This window comes from Mesorhizobium sp. P2_D6 (assembly GCF_056404315.1).
In genome coordinates this window covers 161117-179867 of sequence record NZ_JBFUEG010000005.1, presented here as the reverse complement: position 1 = coordinate 179867, position 18751 = coordinate 161117, and the positions used below count along the sequence as shown (strand labels likewise).

Genomic DNA, 18751 nt, shown 5'->3' with positions numbered 1-18751 from the left:
CGCCATTTTCACATGCCTGTCACGCCAACCCTGTAACGAGCCCACATGCTCAAGCTGAAAATGCGGGAAAGACCGTTTCCCGAGCTGTCCTACGCCAATGCGAGCCAGCCCGCGCTGACGCGCTGGTTCATCCATTCCATTGAAGGCCTGTCGGGACGTGACCGGTATGCTGCGCTCTACGATTTTTGGCGCCGCCAGGTGGCGCCGACCGGCGAGCGCGTGTTCAGCCGCATGCTGGAGCTCATCGACGTCAAGGTGCGCAGCGCCGATCAGTGGCCGCCGGCGAAGCTGCCGGACACGCCGTTGGTGATTGTCGCCAACCATCCGTTCGGCATCGGCGACGGCATTGCCGTGCTGTCGCTGGTCGAGCAACTCGGACGTCCGTTCCGCGTCATGATCCACAAGGATCTGCTCAAGATCCGCGAGATGGAACCGTACTCGCTGCCGATCGACTTTTCCGAGACCAAGGACGCCGTGAAGAACAACATGGCGGTGCGCCACGAGGCGGTTCGGCTGTTGAAAGAGGGCGTCACCATCGTCGTGTTTCCGGCCGGAGGCGTCGCCACCGCGCCGAAAGGCTTTGGCCGGGCGCGCGATCTGCCGTGGAAGATGTTTCCGGCGCGCCTCGTGCAGGATGCCAAGGCGTCGGTGGTGCCGATGCATTTTTCCGGACAGAACGGCCGGCTGTTCCATCTGGTCAGCGGCCCGATGAACATGGCCGAGCGCGAGGGAAGGGTGGCGAAATTCGTCGGCAAGGCGTCGCTGACGCTGCGCCTTTCGATGCTCATCCGCGAATTCGCGCGGCTGTCCGGCAAGGCGATCGACGTGCGCGTCGGCAATGTGCTGAACTGGGCCGAACTGGAGCCGCTGCGCGACCGCGACCTTGCTCGACCGTCTTCATCGCGGCGTCTTCGATCTGGCGCCGGATGCACCGCGTGGCCGCGTCCACTTTCTGCCGCGCCGCCTGCGCAAGGCCGCCTGAGAAACGCTAACTAGTCGGCGCCTTCCTCGGGATCGATCGCCGAGGCCTCGGTGGCCAGGACCTCGATCTCCTGGTTCTGTCCGGCAACGACGGTAAAATCCTTCTGGTAGATGCGGTCGCGGTTCTTGGCGATGATGGTGTATTGGCCTTCGGCCAGCACCATCGAGGCGAAGGCGCCGACGGCTTCCTTGATCGGATCGCCGGATTCGTTGAGCAGCGACCAGGATGTATCGGCGATGGCTTCGCCGCCAGTCTCGCGCACCAGCTTCATGGTCATTTCAGCCGCACGATGCTCGACCGTGGCTTCGGTCAGCTTGCCGGCCTCGACGCGTATGTCGGAGCGAATGACGGCATTCACCGCGCCATAGGTGGAGACGACATGGTAGACGCCGGCGTTGAGCCGCACGACGCTGTTCGGCTCGACATCGGGGATGATCAAAGCGCGGTCGCCATTGGCCTCGGCGGTGCCCTCATAGATGGAAAAGCGCAGCTTTTTCGGTGGAATGCGCACGCCGCCGGACAGCACCGCGTCGAGCTTGAGGCCGCCGGCATCGAGCACCAGACTTTCGCGCTTGGCGTCCTTACCGACGGTGATGCGCTTGGTGGCGCCGGCGCGTCCGTAGGAGGCGTGCACCAGATAGCTGCCCGGTTCGAGCTGGAACACCGCGGTGCCGCCATGCGCGGACGCCACCATCGGCAGCTTGCCGTCGCTGGCGGCCTCGGGCTTGAACACGCGCCAGACGATGCCGCGGGTGATATCGGCGCCCTTGTCGGTAAGTTGGGCCGACAGCGTGATGGCGCCACCGCCACTAAGCGCCAGCGACGTCTCGCTCTTGGGCGATGTATAGCTCGAAATATCGGGGAGTTTCAGATTGGAGATGCCGTCGGCATTCTGCGCCATGGCCATCGAGGCCGGCGCCATCAACAGCGCGGCGGCGAGCCAAATCAGGAAAAGGCGCAATGTCCCCTCAAACATGCCTTGCGTTGAAGCCCAAGGCGGTGGCAATTTCAAGGCTTAAGAGTCCGGTCCGCCTTGGCAACAGGCTCTTTCGTCCGGCGCGTCCGCGCCAATGCCCGAGCCGCCCCCGATCCGCAATGGCGCGCTTCAGCTCAAAATCGAGTGCTTTAGGAGACCAGGCCCCCATGGCGTCGCCGATCATCGACTTCCTGCTGACCCGAAATTCCGCACCGATCCCTGAATTGAAGGAGCCGGCGCCCAGCGATGCCGATATCGCGACCATGATCGCGGCTGCAAGCCGTGTGCCTGACCACGGCCGGCTGGAGCCCTGGCGCTTCATCCTCTATCGCGGCCAAGCGCGCGTCGAGATCGGCAGGAAGCTCGCCGCCCTTGCCGAACAGCGCGAAGGGCCATTGCCGGAAAACCGCCACAACCAGGAGCTGGCGCGGTTTTCGCGTGCGCCGCTGGTGATCGGCGTGGTGTCGGTTCCGAAGGACAACCCAAAAATCCCGCAATGGGAAATGTTCCTGTCCGGCGGCATGGCGGCGATGAACCTGATGATCGCGGCCAATGCGCTGGGCTACGGCACCAACATGATCAGCAACTGGTATTCCGACGTGGCCGAGGGCAGGGCGCTGCTGGGGCTGGCGCCGCAGGAACGCATCGTCGGCTTCGTCCATATCGGCTCCTACCAGGGCCCGGCGCCGGAACGGCCGCGGCCCGATCCGGCAAAGCTCTATGCCGACTATACGGGGCCGTGGAAGGCTTGAACGCGTGCCGTCGTGAGCCGGCGCATCCGTGCCGACGAGCGGCCGTTGGGCGGCGTTACACTCAACGGACTAACTAGAAACGCCCGCAGCGCCGGCCCGGGCCAGGAGCCGTTCGGCCAGCCGCAGATGTGGCCGGTCATACATCTTGCCGTCAATGCCGACCACGCCGGGATTTCCGGCAGCTTCGAACGCTGCGACGATGGCCTGCGATCGTTCAATCGCCTCGGCCGAGGGTGTGAAAGCGGCATTGATGACCGGCACTTGCGCCGGATGGATCGCCATCTTGCCGGTAAAGCCGTCGCGCTCGGCCTCGGCGCATTCGGCTTCGAAGGCAGCCATGTCACGAAAGGCGGGGAAGACCGTGTCGATCGCCGCGACTTCGGCCGCGCCGGCGGCGAGGATGGTCATGGAGCGGGCAAGACGGAAGACATCGGTATAGCGGCCGTTGTCGTCGCGCGCGGCGCGCGCACCGATCGCAGCCGACAGATCTTCCGCACCCCAGGTGAGGCCGGCAAGCCGGGCGCTTACCCCCGCATAGCTCGCGGCGGCAAGCACGCCGGCAGCGGTCTCGGTGATGATCGGCAGGATTTTTATGCCGCCGTCCGGCAATCCGTTTTCGGCTTCGTGCACGCGGAGCTTTGCGGAGAGCTGCTGAACATCCTGGCCGCTGTTCGACTTCGGCAGCATGATGCCGTCCGGTTTGACTGCCACCAGCACTGCCAGATCGTCGTCGGTCAATCCGGTCGAAAGATCGTTGACTCTGATATAGATGGCGGAGCTTGTCTGCTGCCTGTTGCCGGCAATGAAGCGTGCCGCGATCTCGCGCGCCGCCACCTTGTTTTGTGGCGCGACGGAATCCTCGAGGTCGACGATGACCACGTCGGCGTCGGCGCCAAAGCCCTTCTCCAGCTTCTTTTCGGAATCGCCCGGCATAAACAGCAGCGAGCGCATCAGATCGCCTTTTTCATCATCATCGCCTGGCGCGTGCATTTGGCGACAAGCACATCGCTCTGATTGTAGGCGCGATGCTCGAACTCGACGATGCCACGGTCCGGCTTCGATTTCGATTCCCTGACCGAGAGCACCGTCGTCTCGACACGGATAGTGTCGCCGTGGAAAACCGGGTGGGGAAACACCGTCTCCTTCATGCCGAGATTGGCGACCGTGGTTCCGACGGTGATGTCATTGACGGAAATGCCGATCATCAGGCCGAGCGTGAACAATGAATTGACCAGCGGCTTGCCCCATTCGCTTTTGGCGGCGAAGTCGAAGTCGATATGCAGCGGCTGCGGGTTCAGCGTCATCACCGAAAACAGCATGTTGTCGCTCTCGGTGACGGTCTTGCGCAGGGTGTGCTGGAAGACATGGCCGACGACGAACTCTTCGAGATAAAGCCCGGCCATTATCGTCCTCCTCTGCTGCCTGACGTTGATAGGCGCTGCCCATGCCACCCGCAAGCCAGTTAATAAACATGGTGAACCGTTCGTAAACCTTTTCTGCCTAGGGTCATTCCTGGGGCCGGAAGCTTTCCGGCAAGGGGCATAAGCAGGCAGTATGGTTGTCTCGCATTTTCTCAAATGGATCTACACGGCGAGGGTTTCGGAGCGTGCCGCGGCGGCGAGCGCGCTCGCCCGCGCCTATATCAATTCCGACCTGCCGTTCGAGGACCGCTGCGCCGCCGAGGCGGCGCTGACGCTGCTGCTTGACGACGCCTCGTCGAAGGTGCGGCTGGCGCTGGCCGAGGCACTGTCGATGAGCCATCACGCCCCGCTGCAGATCATCAGCGCGCTCGCCTCCGATCAGCCGGAGGTTGCAGCCCTGGTGCTGGCACGCTCGCCGCTGCTCACCGATGCCGATCTGATCGACCGCGTTGCGGCCGGTCACAAAGCGACGCAAAAACTGATCGCCGACCGGCCGGTCGTCTCGATGGCGGTTGCCGCGGCCATTGCCGAGATCGGCGAACCGGAAGCATGCGCCGCGCTGCTCGCCAATGACGGTGCCGATATAGCATCGCTCAGCTTTCGCCGCATGGCCGAGCGGCATGGCCATATCGCTCATTTGCGCGAGGCAATGGTCACCGATATCAGGCTGCCTGCCGACTGCCGGCACATGCTGCTGGTCAAGCTCGGCGAAACGCTGAAGGGTTCACCGCTGGTGATGGCGCTGATGGGGGCGGCGAGAGCCGAGCGCGTCACGCGCGATGCCTGCGTCAAGGCTTCGGTGCGGCTGGTCGAAGGCACGCGCACGGAAGAACATGCCGCACTCATCGAGCATCTGCGCCTGCGCGGTGACCTGACCGCAAGTTTCATCATCCGCACGATTGCCCACGGCAAGGTCGACTTCTTTGGCTCGACCCTGGTCGCGCTCAGCCAGCAGTCGGAGCAACGGGTGCGGGCGCTGCTTGCCGGCGGACAAGACGTTGCGCTGCAGGCGCTGTTTCGCGGCGCCGGTCTTGCCGCTCCGACCCATGGTATCATCCTGCGGGCGCTCAAGATCTGGCGCGAGGTCGCCAATGGCAAGCGCGTCGCCGGCGTGCAGGAAGTTAGCTGGCTGATGCTGAAGGAACTCGGCGGCCAGTCCACTGAGGGCGATCTCGCCGGCCTGGTCAAATCGATCCATCTCGACGCGCTGCGCGAAAACGCGCGCGGCCATGCGCTGGCGATCGCCGCAGCATGACTTCCTAGTCCCGATCCTTGGCGAAAAAATCCGGGAAATCCTCGATCGCCGCGGCGATGATGCGCAGCGAGGCTGCAATCTGCAGCGTTTCGGCACTGTCGCCGCGCTCGCTGAGGCCGGCTGCATATTGCCGGGCGACGGCGACCGTCGCCGTCTGCGGATCGCCGGATGCGCGAAAGAGCAGTTCACGCGCCAGGCCGCGCAGGAAATTGCCGATCGAAAGCGCGGTTTCGGAAGGCGTGGCCGGGTTCTGCTGTGCAGTGCGCAGCCGCAGGATCTCGAGACCGACGGTGACGGCGGCAACGCTGCCGCCGAGGACGGCATCGCCTTTCCTGCCGGCGTTCTGCAAGAGCGGCATCAGCTGGTTGATACGGTCATAGGCCAGGCTCTCGAAGGCCGAACGCCGCGGCACACGCTCATGCAGGCAAAGCCGGGCCAAGTCCTCTCGCATGGCGCGGACGATGCGGTTGGCCGCAAGCCACGGATCGGCGGGCAGCACAACGATGAAGACGCCGATCGCCAGCAGGATGCCGACCAGCACTGACGCCGAGCCGGCGAAGAACGGGCCCGGAGCATAGGTCATCGCCTGATGCGGGCTGAGGAAGGCGAGGAAGTTGATGGCAAAGGCGGTCGCCACCCCGACGGTGCGCGGATTGGCCATGCCCAGCGCCGTCGGAATCAGGATCGGCACGACAAACAGCGTGAACCAGCTGAAGCCGGGCAGGGCGGGCAGCGCGATCTGGCCGACAAGGAAGGCAAAGGGCAGGGCCAGCAGCGTTCCCCTGAAGAAGCCCCATGACACCTGCACCGGGTCAGGCCGGGCGGCGAAAAGACTGGAGACGACGGCCACGAGAATGACGGTGCCGGCAGCGTCGGACCATTTCGTCGTCAGCCAGAAGGCGGCGACCGCCAGCGTGGCGAGGGCCGCGCGTATGGCATTGCGCGAAGCACCGGGGTAGTCGCGGTGCACCACCAGCGCGGGCTGCTGCCTGTTGCCTTGACCAGGACGGGTCACCGGTGCGCGCAGGGCATCGAGACCGCGCAACACCTGCTTGAAGGCTTCTGCGAAATCGGCGGCGATGGTGAGGCGCGTTATGGAGCCGACCCTGTCGTCGCGTTGATCGGTCGAGGCGTCGGGCATTTGCCGGGCCTTGCCGGCGATCGCCTCAAGCCGCGTCACCCAGGGCGACGTGTCGTCCAGCGCCTTGGACGTGGCTGCAAGTTCGCTGACCAGCGACTGCAGTTCGGAGCGCACCGGGATGAGTGCAGCGTTTTTCGGCGCGGCGTGAGAATGCAGCGCGCGCGCCGCCGACAGCGCCGACAAAAGCTGGCCGATGGTGCGCCGGACCGGATGGGCGCGGGTGGCGAAGCTCGGTGCTTCGAGCCGGGCATAGGTGCGCATCTCGGCCAGCGTCTGGGCGTCGCTGATCAGCTTGCGATGCAGGCCGGCCAGCGTCGCCGGGTCGCCGCCGGAAAAAGCGCCGCCGGCATAGGTGGCAAGATCGAGGATGCTGCGCTTCAGCCGCGATATGATGGCATCGGCCGCCAGCTTGGGCAGGATCAGCCGGCTGGTCAGCCCGGCGCAGACGATGCCGAGCACGATCTCGGCGCAGCGCGCTACAGCGAGATCGACGATCACATGCGGTTGGCCGAAGGCCGGCAGCCCAATGATCATCGCGGTATAGCCGGCAAGTGCGGCGCCATAGGCTTCCGGGTTGCGCAGCAGCGACGAAACCAGCGTGCACAGGCCGATCCAGACGGACAACGCCGTGACCAGCAGCCAGGGGTTGGTGCCGAAAACGGAGGTGATGCCGATCGCCGCAAGCCCACCGGCCAGCGTGCCGAGCAGCCGGTAAAAGCCTTTCGCCAGCACCATACCGGCGACCGGCTGGGCGACGATGAAGACTGTCATCATCGCCCATTGCGGGTGGTCGAGTTTTAGCGCGTAGGCAACGAGAAGCGCGATCAGGCCGGCCGAAACGGTGCGTAGCGCGAAAATCCAGTCCGAGCGTGTCGGCTGAGCCAGCCCCGCCAAACTGGCTTCGAAATAGCTCTTCAGCCAGATCACAAGCTGGTCTCCGTATCGGAAGCGCAGGCTAGACCGGCTGACGCTCAGATATCCAGCACTTCCGTCGCGGCGAATTCGGCGCGTTCCTGGATGAAGCGGAAGCGGGCCTCAGGCTTGGTGCCCATCAGCTCATCGACCCTGTCTTTGGTGGCTGAATCGATTTCGTTCACATCGACCCTGAGCAAAGTGCGCTTCTTCGGGTCCATGGTGGTCTCCTTGAGCTGCGCGGCCATCATCTCGCCCAGGCCCTTGAAGCGGCCGATTTCGACCTTGGCACGGCCAGTGAATTCGGTGCGCAACAGCTCGTCCTTGTGCGCATCGTCACGGGCATAGGCGACCTTGCCGCCTTGCCGGATCGAATAGAGCGGCGGCACCGCCAGATAGAGATGGCCGTCGCGCACCAGGCCCGGCATTTCCTGGTAGAAGAAGGTGATCAGCAGCGACGCGATATGGGCGCCGTCAACGTCGGCGTCGGTCATGATGATGACGCGGTCGTAGCGCAGATCCTCGTCGCGATATTTCGAGCGCGTGCCGCAACCGAGCGCCTGGATCAGATCCGAAATCTGCTGGTTGGCGGCCAGCTTGTCGTTGCCGGCGCTGGCGACGTTGAGGATTTTTCCGCGCAGCGGCAGGACGGCCTGGCTGGCGCGGTCGCGCGCCTGCTTGGCCGAGCCGCCGGCCGAGTCGCCTTCGACGATGAACAGCTCGGCGCCGGCTGCGGCATTCTGCGTGCAGTCGGCGAGCTTGCCGGGTAGCCTGAGCTTGCGCACCGCGCTCTTGCGCGACACTTCCTTTTCCTGACGCCGGCGCACCCGCTCGTCGGCGCGCGCGATCACCCATTCCAAAAGCTTGGAGGCTTCCTGCGGATTGTCGGCCAGCCAATGGTCGAAGGGATCGCGGATGGCGGTCTCGACAATGCGGATGGCCTCGATCGTCGCCAGCCGATCCTTGGTCTGGCCGACGAATTCCGGCTCGCGGATGAACACCGACAGCATGCCTGCCGCCGAGATCATGACGTCTTCGGAGGTGACGATCGAGGCGCGCTTGTTGCCGACGAGATCGGCATAGGCGCGAAGCCCGCGTGTCAGCACATTGCGGAAGCCGGCTTCGTGCGTGCCGCCTTCGCCGGTCGGGATGGTGTTGCAGTAGGAGTTGATGAAGCCGTCGCCGCCGAACCAGGTCACCGCCCATTCCAGCGAGCCGTGGCCGCCCTGCTTCTCGCTCTTGCCGGCGAAGATTTCCCGCGTCACCTGGAAGTCGTCGCCGAGCGATGCCTTGAGGTAGTCCTTCAGGCCGCCGGGAAAATGGAACTCCGCCTTGGCCGGCGTCTGGTCCTTTTCCTTGATCAGCGACGGATCGCAGCTCCAGCGGATCTCGACACCGCCGAACAGGTAGGCTTTCGAGCGCGTCATGCGATAGAGCCGCGCCGGCTCGAAGGCTGCGCCCTTGCCGAAGATCTGCTCGTCGGGATGGAAGCGGATCTTGGTGCCGCGGCGGTTGTGCACTTCGCCGAGCTGCTCCAGCCCGCTCACCGGAACGCCACGAGAGAATCTTTGGCGGTAGAGCTGGCGGCCTCGCGCCACTTCGACTTCGAGATGGTCCGACAGCGCATTGACGACGGAGACGCCGACGCCGTGCAGGCCGCCCGAGGTCTCATAAACCTTGGAGTCGAATTTGCCGCCCGAATGCAGCGTCGTCATGATGACTTCGAGCGCCGGCTTCTTGAATTTAGGATGCGGATCGACCGGGATGCCGCGGCCATTGTCGGTAACGGTCAGAAACCCGTCGGCCGAAAGCTCGACGTCGATGAAGGTGGCATGGCCGGCGACCGCCTCGTCCATCGAATTGTCGATGACCTCGGCGAACAGATGGTGCATCGCCTTGTCATCGGTGCCGCCAATATACATGCCGGGACGGCGCCGCACCGGCTCCAGCCCTTCCAGCACCTCGATGTCGGCAGCGCTGTAGCCTTCGCTGCCATCCTTGGTCGCAACGGGACGCTTCGCGGCCTGCACCAGCGGATCAGCTGGGCGCGCCGTTGTCCGGGTCGGTTGGGGCTGCTTTTCCAGATTGCCGAAAAGATCGTTGTTGTCGTCCATGCCTGCCATAGAATCCGGTGCCGCGAATCACCCGTCGATACTGCCACGCTTTTCAGCGCCAAGCGACCAAAGTTCCTGTTACGTTCGGGGATTTAACCCCTTCTTATCCTAAAACCTTTCGATAACCAAGCCGGCGGAAATAGGTCCGTGGGGACCGGTCGGGATTCCTGAATCTTTAACCAAGCGGCCTAGTGTGGGCCTCAATAAACAAAAGACCATCAGGGTGTCAGGGGTTAGTTGTGAGGGGCAAGGCCATAACCATGATCGGCATCGCCGCCGTCTTCGGCGCGATCTCGATCTTTGCCGCGGATTTCTGGGTCAAGAGCCAGGCCAGGACCGATGCCGAGGAAAAGACGGCGGCGATCCCGGCGCCCGTGACCCCAAAAGTTGAGTTTAAGACCATTGTGGTGGCCAACGCACCGCTGCGTTACGGCATGGAACTCGACCGCGCACAGCTCACTGAAATCCCATGGTCGGAAGAGTCCGTGCCGCAGGGCGCCTTCACCACCATCAACGCATTGCTTGCCGAAGGCAGCCGTGTTGTGCTGTCGCCGATCGAGATCAACGAGCCGGTGCTGCTCAGCAAGCTGTCGGGGCCGAACGGCCGCGCGACGCTGTCCAACATGATGACGCCCGGCATGCGGGCGGTGACCATCCGCACCGACGAGATCGCCGGTGTCGGCGGCTTCGTGATGCCGGGCGACCGCGTCGACGTGGTGCTGACACGCGATGCCGGCGAAATCCAGGAAGTGGCCAAGAATGCGCAAGGCGCGGCCGGTTCGACCGTTACCTCCGAAATCGTCGTCTCCGACGCCAGGGTGCTGACCGTCGGGCAGGGCGCCGACGAGCGCCAGACCACGCCGCAGATCGCCAATTCCGTAACCATCGAGGTAACAACGGACGGCGCGCAGAAAGTGGCGCTTGCCCGCACCGTCGGCACCTTGTCGCTGTCGCTCCGCTCCTCCGCCGACGGCGGTGCCGCAAAGGACGGCGTCACCACCATCTCATCCTTCGGCGGGTCGGTCGCGTCCGGCGTCCAGGCTGCTGCCGGCGCGCTGTTCACGGCCGCGACCAAGGAGCCTGAGAAGCCGAAATTCAAGACGATCATCGTGACGCGCGGCACGCAGGTCGAGGAATACCAGGTTCCTGCGCGGGACCAGCCATAACTGCCGGTGGGGACCGGGCGAGGGACGGGACAGATGTCGGGACTTCATGCATATCGGATGACGAAAGGGCTGCGCCCAATGCGGGCGCTTGCGATGGCGGCTTGCCTCGCCGCGGCCGCAATGCTCGGCCTCAGCGCGCCGGCCAGGGCCGACAACGACATCGTCTATGTGTCGTCGACCAAGAATGCGTCGATCAAGGTGGCCAAGGGCAAGCCGAAGACGATCATGACCAATGCCGCCTTCTACCAGATCGTTATCGGCGATCCGGAGATCGCCAACGTCAATCCGCTGACCGACAAATCCTTCTATGTGCTGGGCAACAATCTCGGCACCACCGGCATCGCGCTGTTCGACGAGAACAAGCAGCTGGTCGGCACCGTGGACATCGAGGTGACGCTGGACACCGACCAGCTGGCCAGCACCATCCGCGCCAGCGTGCCGGATGCCAAGATCAAGGTCGGCTCGGCCAATGGCCGCGTCGTGCTGTCGGGCGAGGCGGACGACGCGGTCGCCGCCGAGAAGGCGAGCAAGATCGCCAGCCGCTTCTCCGGCAATGAGGAAGTGATCAATTCGGTCAACATCTCGTCCTCGCAGCAGGTTCAGCTCAACGTCCGCTTCGTCGAGATCAACCGCCAGGCCGGACAGGATCTCGGCGCCAAATACAGCGCCAATTTCGCTTACGGCCTTGGCGGGCGAGACGTCACCATCGAGCCGGGCGCGTTGCCGGCTGCGGGCAATGGAGAGATCATCGGCCGGCTGCTGTCAAACGGCCTGTCGATCGACGTTGCCATCAAGGCACTGGAGGAGCGCGGCCTTGCCAGGCGGTTGGCCGAGCCCAACCTGATCGCCCGTTCGGGGCAGACGGCAAGCTTCCTCGCCGGCGGCGAGTTCCCGATCCCGGTTTCCGAGGACAATGGCAAGATCTCGGTCAGCTACAAGAAATACGGCGTCAGCCTGGATTTCACGCCGACCGTGCTGAAGGACGGACTGGTCAGCCTCGACATCGCGCCGGAAGTGTCTTCGATCGATGCCTCGGCCTCCTACAATATCGGTGAGATTTCGGTGCCGGGCTTTATCGTGCGCCGCGCCAGGACATCGGTCGACCTGAAGAACGGCCAGAGCTTCATGATCGCCGGTCTGCTTCAATCGCAGAACGACATCACCACGTCGCGTCTTCCCGGCCTCGGCAAGCTGCCGGTGCTCGGCCCGCTGTTCTCTTCGAAATCCTATCAGCGGCGCGAGACCGATCTGGTGATCATCGTCACCCCCTATCTGGTCAAGCCGGTCGATCCGTCGAAGAAGTTGCTCGAGCCGACCGACGGCACGCAGCCGGCCAGCAATGTCGACTATTTCCTCAACAACACCGAAGAAGTGAAGGCGTCCGACGCCAACCGCGCAATGGCAATGGCCAGCGGCAGCACGGCACAGCCGGCCCCGGTCACCACGGTCGGGCATTTCCTCGACCTGCCGAAGGATTGAAGCCATGCGCATGGGACCATGCATCGCCCTGCTGTTCGCCGGCCTCGCCAGCGGCTGCACCAGCGACGACTATATCCGCAGCGAGGGGCCGACGACCGGCGCCGGCAACGCGCAGGCTGCCAATACGGCCATGCAGATGGTCGATCCCTGGAAGTACGGCGTCCAGAACACCAGGCTGCTGGTGCCGGCGCAGCGCAGTGAGGCGGCGGTGAACGCCGCCGATCAGGCGGCGGGCGCCAAGGCCGTGCAACCAACGTCGACAACCGATTGATCTTCCTGGCGATTTGACCGGGAATGACCTGACAGGCTGACAAAATGGCAAGCGGCATCAAGACCAAGAAAATCCTGCTGGTGTCCAGCGACCGGACCTTTGTGCAGGATACGCGCACCGCGTTCGCGGCCTCGGAGGTGATCCAGCTTTCGACCGTCGAGAAGAACATTTCCGAACTGCGCGGCGAGGTCCAGGAAGCCGATTTCGGCGCGCTCATCGTCGACATGGATGCGGCGAAGCTGGAAGAGATCGAGTCGCTGCAGCGCATCATGCGCCGGCTCGAAGGCCGGGTTCCGGTGGTCGTCGTCACCCAGGAGTTCAACGCCGCCGCGGTGCGCATCCTGGTGCAGCTGCAGGTCGCCGATTTCCTGGTCAAGCCGATCACCACCGCAGACCTGGTGCGCTCCGCTATCCGCGCGCTGCAAGGGCCGGGACGCGAGGAAAACACCGAGTCGCAGATCTACACCTTCATGCCGGCCGCCGGCGGCGTCGGCACCACGACGCTGGCGTTGCAAACCGCCTTCCAGCTGCATCATTCGGTGACCCGCGGCGCGTCGACCTGCGTGGTCGACCTCAATTTCCAGCAGGGCGCCTGCGCCGAATATCTCGACCTTGAGCCGCGCTTCGACATCACCGAAATCGAGAACCAGCCCGAGCGCCTCGACCGGCAGCTGCTGGATGTGATGCTGTCCAAGCATGCCAGCGGGCTCTGCGTGCTGGCCGCCCCCACACATCCATCGGAAATGCGCTCGTTCAAGACCGATGTCGTGGTGCGCATGCTCGATCTCGTCTCGGCCTATTTCGACAATGTCGTCATCGACATGCCGCGCACCTGGTTCCCGTGGACGGAGACGGTGTTGCTCGGCTCCAACAAGCTCTACATCGTCGCCGAAATGACGGTGCCGTGCCTGCGCCACACACAGCGGCTGATCCAGGCAGTCTACGAGACGGCCGGCAAGGAAGTGAAGCCGAATGTCATCGTCAACCGGTTCGAGCAGAAGATGTTCGACAACGGTATCAAGCAGGCGGATGTGCAGGAAATCCTCGGCGAGCATTTCGTCGGCGGCATCTCCAACAACTACCGGCTGGTGCGCGAAGCGGTCGACCGCGGCGTGCCGCTGCACGAGATCGACCCGAACGCCAATGTCGTCAACGATCTGAAGAAGATCATCCTGCCGGAGGAAGCCGTGGCGACGCCGGAGAAATCACGCTCGCTGTTCGGCATCGGCAGGGGCCTCCTGAAGAGGAAAGCGGGATGACCAGTCGCTTCTCGACCCTGCAGAACCGTGACGTCCGCCCGCTGAAGCCCGCCGATGCGGCGCCGGTCGCGCATCATGCGGTGGTCATTCCGACGATCCGCAAGGCCTCGCCGCCGAAGCCAGATACAACACCGGGAAAAAGCGCCAACAAGGTGCTCGACGCCCGCGTGCGCATTCACCGTCTGTTGCTCGAGGAAATCAACCTTGTCGCGCTGGAGCGCCTGCCCAAGGAAGAGATGCGTCGGCAGGTGCAGGAATTCGTATCGGAAAAGACCCGTCAGGAGCGGATGGCGATCAACACCGTCGAGCTCGAGTCGCTGGTCGACGACATCGTCGACGAGATGGTCGGCCTCGGTCCGCTGGAGCCGCTGCTCAAGGACCCCGACATCAACGACATCCTGATCAACGGCCACCAGAACTGCTTTGTCGAAAAACGCGGCAAGCTGCAGCAGGTCCACATCCCGTTCAAGGATGAGGCGCACCTGTTGCGCATCATCAACAAGATCGTCGCCGCCGTCGGTCGCCGGGTCGACGAATCGCAGCCAATGGTTGACGCCCGCATGCTCGACGGCTCGCGCTTCAACGCCGCCATCCGGCCGGTGGGCGTCGACGGGCCGCTGGTGTCGATCCGCAAGTTTTCCAAGAACAAGCTCGGCCTGCACAAACTGGTCGAGTTCGGCGCCATCACCCAGAATATGGCCGAGGTGCTGGCCGCCGCCGTGCATGCCCGCAAGACCACCATCATCTCGGGCGGCACCGGCACCGGCAAGACGACGATGCTCAACGCCCTGTCGGCCTTCATTCCGGAAGACGAGCGGCTGATCACCATCGAGGACGCGGCCGAACTGCAACTGCAGCAGCCGCATGTCGCGCGTATGGAAACGCGCCCCGCCAACATTGAAGGTCATGGCGAACTGAAGCAGCGCGACCTGGTTAAGAACGCGCTGCGCATGCGCCCCGATCGCGTCATCCTCGGCGAGTGCCGCGGCGAGGAGGCCTTCGACATGCTGCAGGCGATGAACACGGGCCATGAAGGTTCGATGGCGACCATCCACGCCAACACGCCCCGCGATGCCATTTCACGCCTGGAGCAGATGCTGGGCATGACCGGCATGCCGATGACGGTGCAGTCGATCCGCAGCCAGATCGCCAGCGCGCTCGACCTTATCGTCCAGCTGACGCGTCTGTCCGACGGCAAGCGCAAGGTGACCAGCGTCGCCGAGGTGACCGGCATGGAAGGCGACGTCATCCAGATGCAGGAGATATTCCGCTTCGTGCGCACTGGCATGGAAGCCGACGGCACCATCCTCGGTCACTACGAGGCGACCGGCATTCGCCCGCGCTTTCTTGAGGATCTGCGCAATATGGGCATCGAATTCCCCGGTAAATATTTCGAACCCGGCCGACCGCAGGAGTAGGCTGGTGTTCGAGAGTTTCAGCCCGATCTATGTCGTCTATGCCGCGGCGGCGCTGACCGGCATCATGATCGCCGAAGGCTGTTATCTGCTTTATGCCGGCCGTAGCGACAAGCGCCTGGCCATCAACCGGCGCATGAAGCTGCAGGAAAACAAGATCAGCCAGGAACAGGTGCTGATCCAGCTGCGCAAGGAGCGCGGCCTGGACGCCGGCACCTCACTGTTCTCGCCCGATCGTTTTCGCGCCTTGCGTACGCAGTCGGGCATGGTGATGCCGTTGCCGAAATTCCTGATGATCACAACGGGCGTGGCGCTGGCGATGATGCTCACCGCGCTATGGTACGGTCTGCCGCTGCTGCTCGCCATCTTGCTGTTTGTGATGCTCGCGCCACTGCTGCCGGTGCTGGTGCTGCGTAGCAAGCGCAGCCGCCGGGTCAAGCGGTTCGGCGTGCAACTGCCGGAAGCGCTGGAGTTGATCACGCGCGGCCTTAAAGCCGGGCATCCGGTCCCGGTGGCGATCTCCATGGTGTCGCGCGAGATGCCCGATCCGATCGGCACAGAGTTCGGCGTTGTCTCCGACGAGGTGACCTATGGTTCCGACCTGGTCTCGGCGTTGAACTCACTGTTCGACCGGGTCGGCCAGGAGGATCTGCCGCTGTTCGTCACCGCGGTGTCGATCCAGACGAGTTCGGGCGGCAATCTGCGCGAGATCCTCGACGGGCTGTCGACGACGATCCGCGAACGCGGCAAGCTGCGCCGGAAGGTGCGCGCCATTTCGACGGAAGGCCGTATGTCGGCCTACATCCTGACGGCGGTTCCGGCGCTGCTGTTCGCCGCCATCATGGTGCTGATGCCGCAATTTTACAGCCAGGTATGGGATGTGCCGAAGACCTGGTACCTGCTGGGCGGCTCGGTGTCATGGCTGATGCTGGGCAACATCATCATGTTCAAGATGTCGAACTTCCGGTTCTGAGATGGAACAGGTGATCCAGTTCCTCGCCTCGCTGGCGCCGACCTCGATGATGCCGGTGGCCGCGCTGCTCCTGGCATTGGGCGGCGGCGCGGTGGCATGGCCGCTGGTGTTGGCCAAAGGCGACCGCAACGATCTCAAGCGCCGGCTCAAGGTCGATGACAGGAAGGCTCCCGAACAGGTCGAGGCGGCGCCGAAGAAGAGCCAGAGCGTCGTGCGCGAGAAGGCGGTTAAGCGGGCGCAGGAATTCTACGCCAAGAGCGATCCGGAAAATGTCGCCCGGCTGCGCATGAAGCTGATCCAGGCGGGCTACATGGAGCCACGCGCGGTCGGCACGTTCTTCCTGATCCGCTTCGCCTGCCTCGTGGGAGCCGCGATCGGCGCGTTCCTGGTCAACCATTGGATGGCGAGCGCCGATTCCACCGCGACCAGCCGCTGGACCTTCATCATCCTGTCGGGAGCCGCCGGCTATTTCGTGCCCGGCATGGTGCTCAGCCAGAAGGTGCGGGAAAAGATGCGCGAATACCGCAACGGCTTTCCCGACTTCATGGATTTGATGATCGTCTGCTCCGATGCCGGCATGAGCATGGAAGCCGGCATCGAGCGCGTCTCGAAGGAACTGGCCAAGACCTATCCGTCGCTCAGCCAGAACCTGCAGTTGGTGTCGCTGGAACTGAGGGCTGGCCGCAGCCTGGACGATGCCCTGAAGGCGCTCGCCGACCGCCTCAGCCTTGACGAGGTGCGCTCCTTCGCCACGCTCCTGCAGCAGTCCAAGGAACTCGGCACCAGCCTCGCCGGGGCGCTGCGTGTGTTCTCCGACGAAATGCGCCACAAGCGCATGTCGCTGGCCGAGGAAAAGGCACATGCCTTGCCGGCCAAGATGTCGGTGCCGGTGGTGGTGTGCATCCTGCCGGTGGTGCTGATGATCGCCGTCATCCCGATCATCGTCAAAATGACTGCCGCGCAGTAGATAAGTCGGAGCCATCAGGCGACTTCCTGCGGTTACTCACTTCAATTAGCCATGCCTGGATTTCGCGGGACCGGCCAGTGCGGCTGCTTCGGCAAAACCAGCAAATGAGTGACCAGCCAATGCGAATAATCTTGTGCACCGTCTTCCTCAGCCTTGCCACGGCCGGCTTGTCGCCTGCCCAGGCTGCGGCCGGCGACTGCGGCGATGCTGCCGCTCTCGTGCAGCAGGTCTATCCCAAGGCTCGCAGGAGTGCTGACGGCACCTCGTTCACCCTCGAGCCCCATACCAGCATCGCTCAAACCCTCCGGGACGGCGATATGCCGTTCGGTTTGGTCTGCAAGGTCTGGCCCGCCCATGACGAATTGTTGCTGGTCGCGGTGCCGCTGCTCGACAGCTCCCAATCCAGCGACGACCGACACGTCGGCGATATCGAGTTGCTGGTGGTCGACCGGAACAGCCTGCAGGTGCGCCAGCGGCTGCTCCAGCCTGATCTGATGACGGATGACGCCATCGCAATCCGCGAGATCGAGTTCGACACCGGCCACTATGGGCTGGCCCCGAATGTAACCGCCTTCGGCCTGCGCATCGAGATGGCAAACCATTCGCAGCCGAATCCCTTTAGCGAGACCGATCTGCGGCTCTACGCGGTTGACGGCAACGGCCTGCGGGTGGTGCTCGCTGGCATGATCGTGGCAGGCAGTGGCGGCGAGGGCGATACCAACTGCGCAGGATCGTTTCATTCCACTCAGGTGACGCTGACCATGGGCCGGGCGATACATCACGGCTATCACGACATTACCGTGGTCGAGCGATCGGATACCGATAATCCATTTCCTGATGCGAACGGGGAGTGCCAGTCCCATCCCGGCAAGTCCACAGGCCATACCTATCGGCTGCGTTATGACGGCGGCCGCTATCCGGTTCCGGCGGCGCTCAACGCCTTGGAACCTTGAGGCCGCTCGCGTCGGTGCCGATCGAAGGCTGCGCCTGGTGGTTAATGGACGGTGTGCCGGAAACCAAATTTTCAGCGCATTTCAGCACCGAAGCTTAATCGCTCTCCTGTACACATGATCCCCAGAGAATGACCCGGTAAATCGGGCGACTGGGGCAGGGGCATGCGTCACAGAACTTTCACGGCAATGGCCGCGCTAGCGGCCGTCTTGGCGGTCAGCGGTTGTACGACCGAGAATGTCGACAAGACCAAGACCACATCGATCCAACCGGCGGCAAAGGACGTCAGCACGTCCGACCTGGCGCAGGGCAAGGCGCAGTTCCGCGACGCCAATTACGGTCTTGCCGAACAGCATTTCCGCAAGGCCGTGGAGCTGAAGGCCGACAGTGCCGAGGGATGGATGGGGCTTGCCGCGTCCTACGACGAGCTCGGCCGCTTCGACTTCGCCGACCGCGCCTACGACCAGCTGTTGAAGGTTGCCGGGCGCAAGCCGCAGATCGTCAACAATATGGGCTATTCGCAGCTGCTGCGCGGCAACAAGCAGAAGGCAAGAGCCCTGCTGATGGAAGCAAGGGCCGGCATGGCCGACCCGACCGTGGTCAACGCCAACCTGGCGCTGCTCAACAAGGGGTGAGGCTTCGCAACCGTCGTTTGCGGTATCTGCCGCGATCTATCGACGGTTTGTAAACCCTGTCGGAAATTTGCACTGCAAGCCC

17 protein-coding genes and 1 pseudogene are annotated in these 18751 nt (G+C 63.8%); 12 read left to right on the top strand and 6 right to left on the bottom strand.

Features of this window, described 5'->3' with window-relative positions:
* Window positions 1–45: 45 nt before the first annotated feature.
* Window positions 46–982: pseudogene (locus AC1D1L_RS12880) on the top strand (lysophospholipid acyltransferase family protein).
* A 10-nt stretch (window positions 983–992) separates the two neighbouring features.
* On the opposite strand, the gene AC1D1L_RS12875 reads toward AC1D1L_RS12880, so the two are convergent.
* Both AC1D1L_RS12875 and AC1D1L_RS12870 read right to left on the bottom strand, forming a co-directional pair.
* Window positions 993–1958, bottom strand: coding sequence for a hypothetical protein (locus AC1D1L_RS12875; RefSeq protein ID WP_352557526.1), 966 nt, complete (start codon window positions 1956–1958; stop codon window positions 993–995).
* Entirely contained in the window at window positions 1951–2142 is a 192-nt protein-coding gene (locus AC1D1L_RS12870; protein ID WP_477341749.1) for a hypothetical protein, read from the bottom strand. The genes AC1D1L_RS12875 and AC1D1L_RS12870 overlap by 8 nt, the downstream gene beginning before the upstream one ends.
* On the opposite strand from AC1D1L_RS12870, the gene AC1D1L_RS12865 reads away from it, so the two are divergent.
* Window positions 2126–2710 carry a nitroreductase family protein gene (locus tag AC1D1L_RS12865; protein ID WP_477341747.1) on the top strand — a complete coding sequence of 195 codons (585 nt, stop codon included), beginning with the start codon at window positions 2126–2128 and terminating at the stop codon, window positions 2708–2710. The two genes, AC1D1L_RS12870 and AC1D1L_RS12865, sit on opposite strands and share 17 nt — an antisense overlap.
* Before the next feature lie 69 nt (window positions 2711–2779).
* Here AC1D1L_RS12865 and AC1D1L_RS12860 read toward each other — a convergent pair whose 3' ends face one another.
* On the bottom strand, window positions 2780–3661 hold the full coding sequence (locus AC1D1L_RS12860; RefSeq protein WP_477341745.1) for an HpcH/HpaI aldolase/citrate lyase family protein: 882 nt from the start codon (window positions 3659–3661) through the stop codon (window positions 2780–2782).
* Window positions 3661–4113, bottom strand: a complete 453-nt coding sequence (locus AC1D1L_RS12855; protein WP_477341744.1) for a MaoC family dehydratase — start codon at window positions 4111–4113, stop codon at window positions 3661–3663. The genes AC1D1L_RS12860 and AC1D1L_RS12855 overlap by 1 nt, the downstream gene beginning before the upstream one ends.
* 151 nt (window positions 4114–4264) lie before the next feature.
* On the opposite strand from AC1D1L_RS12855, the gene AC1D1L_RS12850 reads away from it, so the two are divergent.
* Window positions 4265–5386, top strand: coding sequence for a DUF2336 domain-containing protein (locus AC1D1L_RS12850; protein ID WP_112564644.1), 1122 nt, complete (start codon window positions 4265–4267; stop codon window positions 5384–5386).
* 4 nt (window positions 5387–5390) lie between these two features.
* On the opposite strand, the gene AC1D1L_RS12845 is transcribed toward AC1D1L_RS12850, so the two are convergent.
* Together AC1D1L_RS12845 and parE are read right to left on the bottom strand one after the other, a co-directional pair.
* Complete coding sequence (locus AC1D1L_RS12845) at window positions 5391–7454, bottom strand: FUSC family protein (protein ID WP_477341742.1); 2064 nt, start codon at window positions 7452–7454, stop codon at window positions 5391–5393.
* 44 nt (window positions 7455–7498) lie between these two features.
* On the bottom strand, window positions 7499–9553 hold the full coding sequence (gene parE / locus AC1D1L_RS12840; protein ID WP_352588822.1) for a DNA topoisomerase IV subunit B: 2055 nt from the start codon (window positions 9551–9553) through the stop codon (window positions 7499–7501).
* A gap of 260 nt (window positions 9554–9813) precedes the next feature.
* Between parE and cpaB the strand changes: the two genes are divergently transcribed.
* From cpaB to AC1D1L_RS12795, 9 genes are all read left to right on the top strand, one after another.
* Complete coding sequence (cpaB, locus tag AC1D1L_RS12835; protein ID WP_192258766.1) at window positions 9814–10719, top strand: Flp pilus assembly protein CpaB; 906 nt, start codon at window positions 9814–9816, stop codon at window positions 10717–10719.
* 78 nt (window positions 10720–10797) lie between these two features.
* Window positions 10798–12198, top strand: a complete 1401-nt coding sequence (locus AC1D1L_RS12830; RefSeq protein WP_477238481.1) for a type II and III secretion system protein family protein — start codon at window positions 10798–10800, stop codon at window positions 12196–12198.
* Between the two features lie 4 nt (window positions 12199–12202).
* Window positions 12203–12469, top strand: a complete 267-nt coding sequence (locus tag AC1D1L_RS12825) for a hypothetical protein (protein WP_477341739.1) — start codon at window positions 12203–12205, stop codon at window positions 12467–12469.
* 44 nt (window positions 12470–12513) lie between these two features.
* Window positions 12514–13728, top strand: coding sequence for a CpaE/TadZ family protein (locus AC1D1L_RS12820; protein WP_352588834.1), 1215 nt, complete (start codon window positions 12514–12516; stop codon window positions 13726–13728).
* A complete protein-coding gene (locus AC1D1L_RS12815; protein WP_192258762.1) occupies window positions 13725–15146 on the top strand; it encodes a TadA family conjugal transfer-associated ATPase in 1422 nt (473 codons plus the stop codon). Before AC1D1L_RS12820 ends, AC1D1L_RS12815 begins: the two co-directional genes overlap by 4 nt.
* A gap of 4 nt (window positions 15147–15150) precedes the next feature.
* Window positions 15151–16116 carry a type II secretion system F family protein gene (locus tag AC1D1L_RS12810; RefSeq protein ID WP_477341737.1) on the top strand — a complete coding sequence of 322 codons (966 nt, stop codon included), beginning with the start codon at window positions 15151–15153 and terminating at the stop codon, window positions 16114–16116.
* Window position 16117: 1 nt separating this feature from the next.
* Window positions 16118–17083, top strand: a complete 966-nt coding sequence (locus AC1D1L_RS12805) for a type II secretion system F family protein (RefSeq protein WP_477341735.1) — start codon at window positions 16118–16120, stop codon at window positions 17081–17083.
* Window positions 17084–17214: 131 nt separating this feature from the next.
* Entirely contained in the window at window positions 17215–18036 is an 822-nt protein-coding gene (locus AC1D1L_RS12800; protein WP_477341733.1) for a PA3715 family protein, read from the top strand.
* A 162-nt stretch (window positions 18037–18198) separates the two neighbouring features.
* Window positions 18199–18669, top strand: coding sequence for a hypothetical protein (locus AC1D1L_RS12795; protein ID WP_112564626.1), 471 nt, complete (start codon window positions 18199–18201; stop codon window positions 18667–18669).
* The last annotated feature ends 82 nt before the right edge of the window (window positions 18670–18751 follow it).

Bases quoted from the DNA above. Each gene is read 5' to 3' on its own strand.
- AC1D1L_RS12850 (WP_112564644.1), top strand. From the start codon at position 4,265: ATGGTTGTCTCGCATTTTCTCAAATGGATCTACACGGCGAGGGTTTCG.
- cpaB (WP_192258766.1), top strand. From the start codon at position 9,814: ATGATCGGCATCGCCGCCGTCTTCGGCGCGATCTCGATCTTTGCCGCG.
- AC1D1L_RS12865 (WP_477341747.1), top strand. From the start codon at position 2,126: ATGGCGTCGCCGATCATCGACTTCCTGCTGACCCGAAATTCCGCACCG.
- AC1D1L_RS12795 (WP_112564626.1), top strand. From the start codon at position 18,199: ATGCGTCACAGAACTTTCACGGCAATGGCCGCGCTAGCGGCCGTCTTG.
- AC1D1L_RS12875 (WP_352557526.1), bottom strand. From the start codon at position 1,958: ATGTTTGAGGGGACATTGCGCCTTTTCCTGATTTGGCTCGCCGCCGCG.
- AC1D1L_RS12830 (WP_477238481.1), top strand. From the start codon at position 10,798: ATGCGGGCGCTTGCGATGGCGGCTTGCCTCGCCGCGGCCGCAATGCTC.
- AC1D1L_RS12820 (WP_352588834.1), top strand. From the start codon at position 12,514: ATGGCAAGCGGCATCAAGACCAAGAAAATCCTGCTGGTGTCCAGCGAC.
- AC1D1L_RS12860 (WP_477341745.1), bottom strand. From the start codon at position 3,661: ATGCGCTCGCTGCTGTTTATGCCGGGCGATTCCGAAAAGAAGCTGGAG.
- AC1D1L_RS12870 (WP_477341749.1), bottom strand. From the start codon at position 2,142: ATGATCGGCGACGCCATGGGGGCCTGGTCTCCTAAAGCACTCGATTTT.
- AC1D1L_RS12815 (WP_192258762.1), top strand. From the start codon at position 13,725: ATGACCAGTCGCTTCTCGACCCTGCAGAACCGTGACGTCCGCCCGCTG.
- AC1D1L_RS12825 (WP_477341739.1), top strand. From the start codon at position 12,203: ATGCGCATGGGACCATGCATCGCCCTGCTGTTCGCCGGCCTCGCCAGC.
- AC1D1L_RS12805 (WP_477341735.1), top strand. From the start codon at position 16,118: ATGGAACAGGTGATCCAGTTCCTCGCCTCGCTGGCGCCGACCTCGATG.
- parE (WP_352588822.1), bottom strand. From the start codon at position 9,553: ATGGACGACAACAACGATCTTTTCGGCAATCTGGAAAAGCAGCCCCAA.
- AC1D1L_RS12855 (WP_477341744.1), bottom strand. From the start codon at position 4,113: ATGGCCGGGCTTTATCTCGAAGAGTTCGTCGTCGGCCATGTCTTCCAG.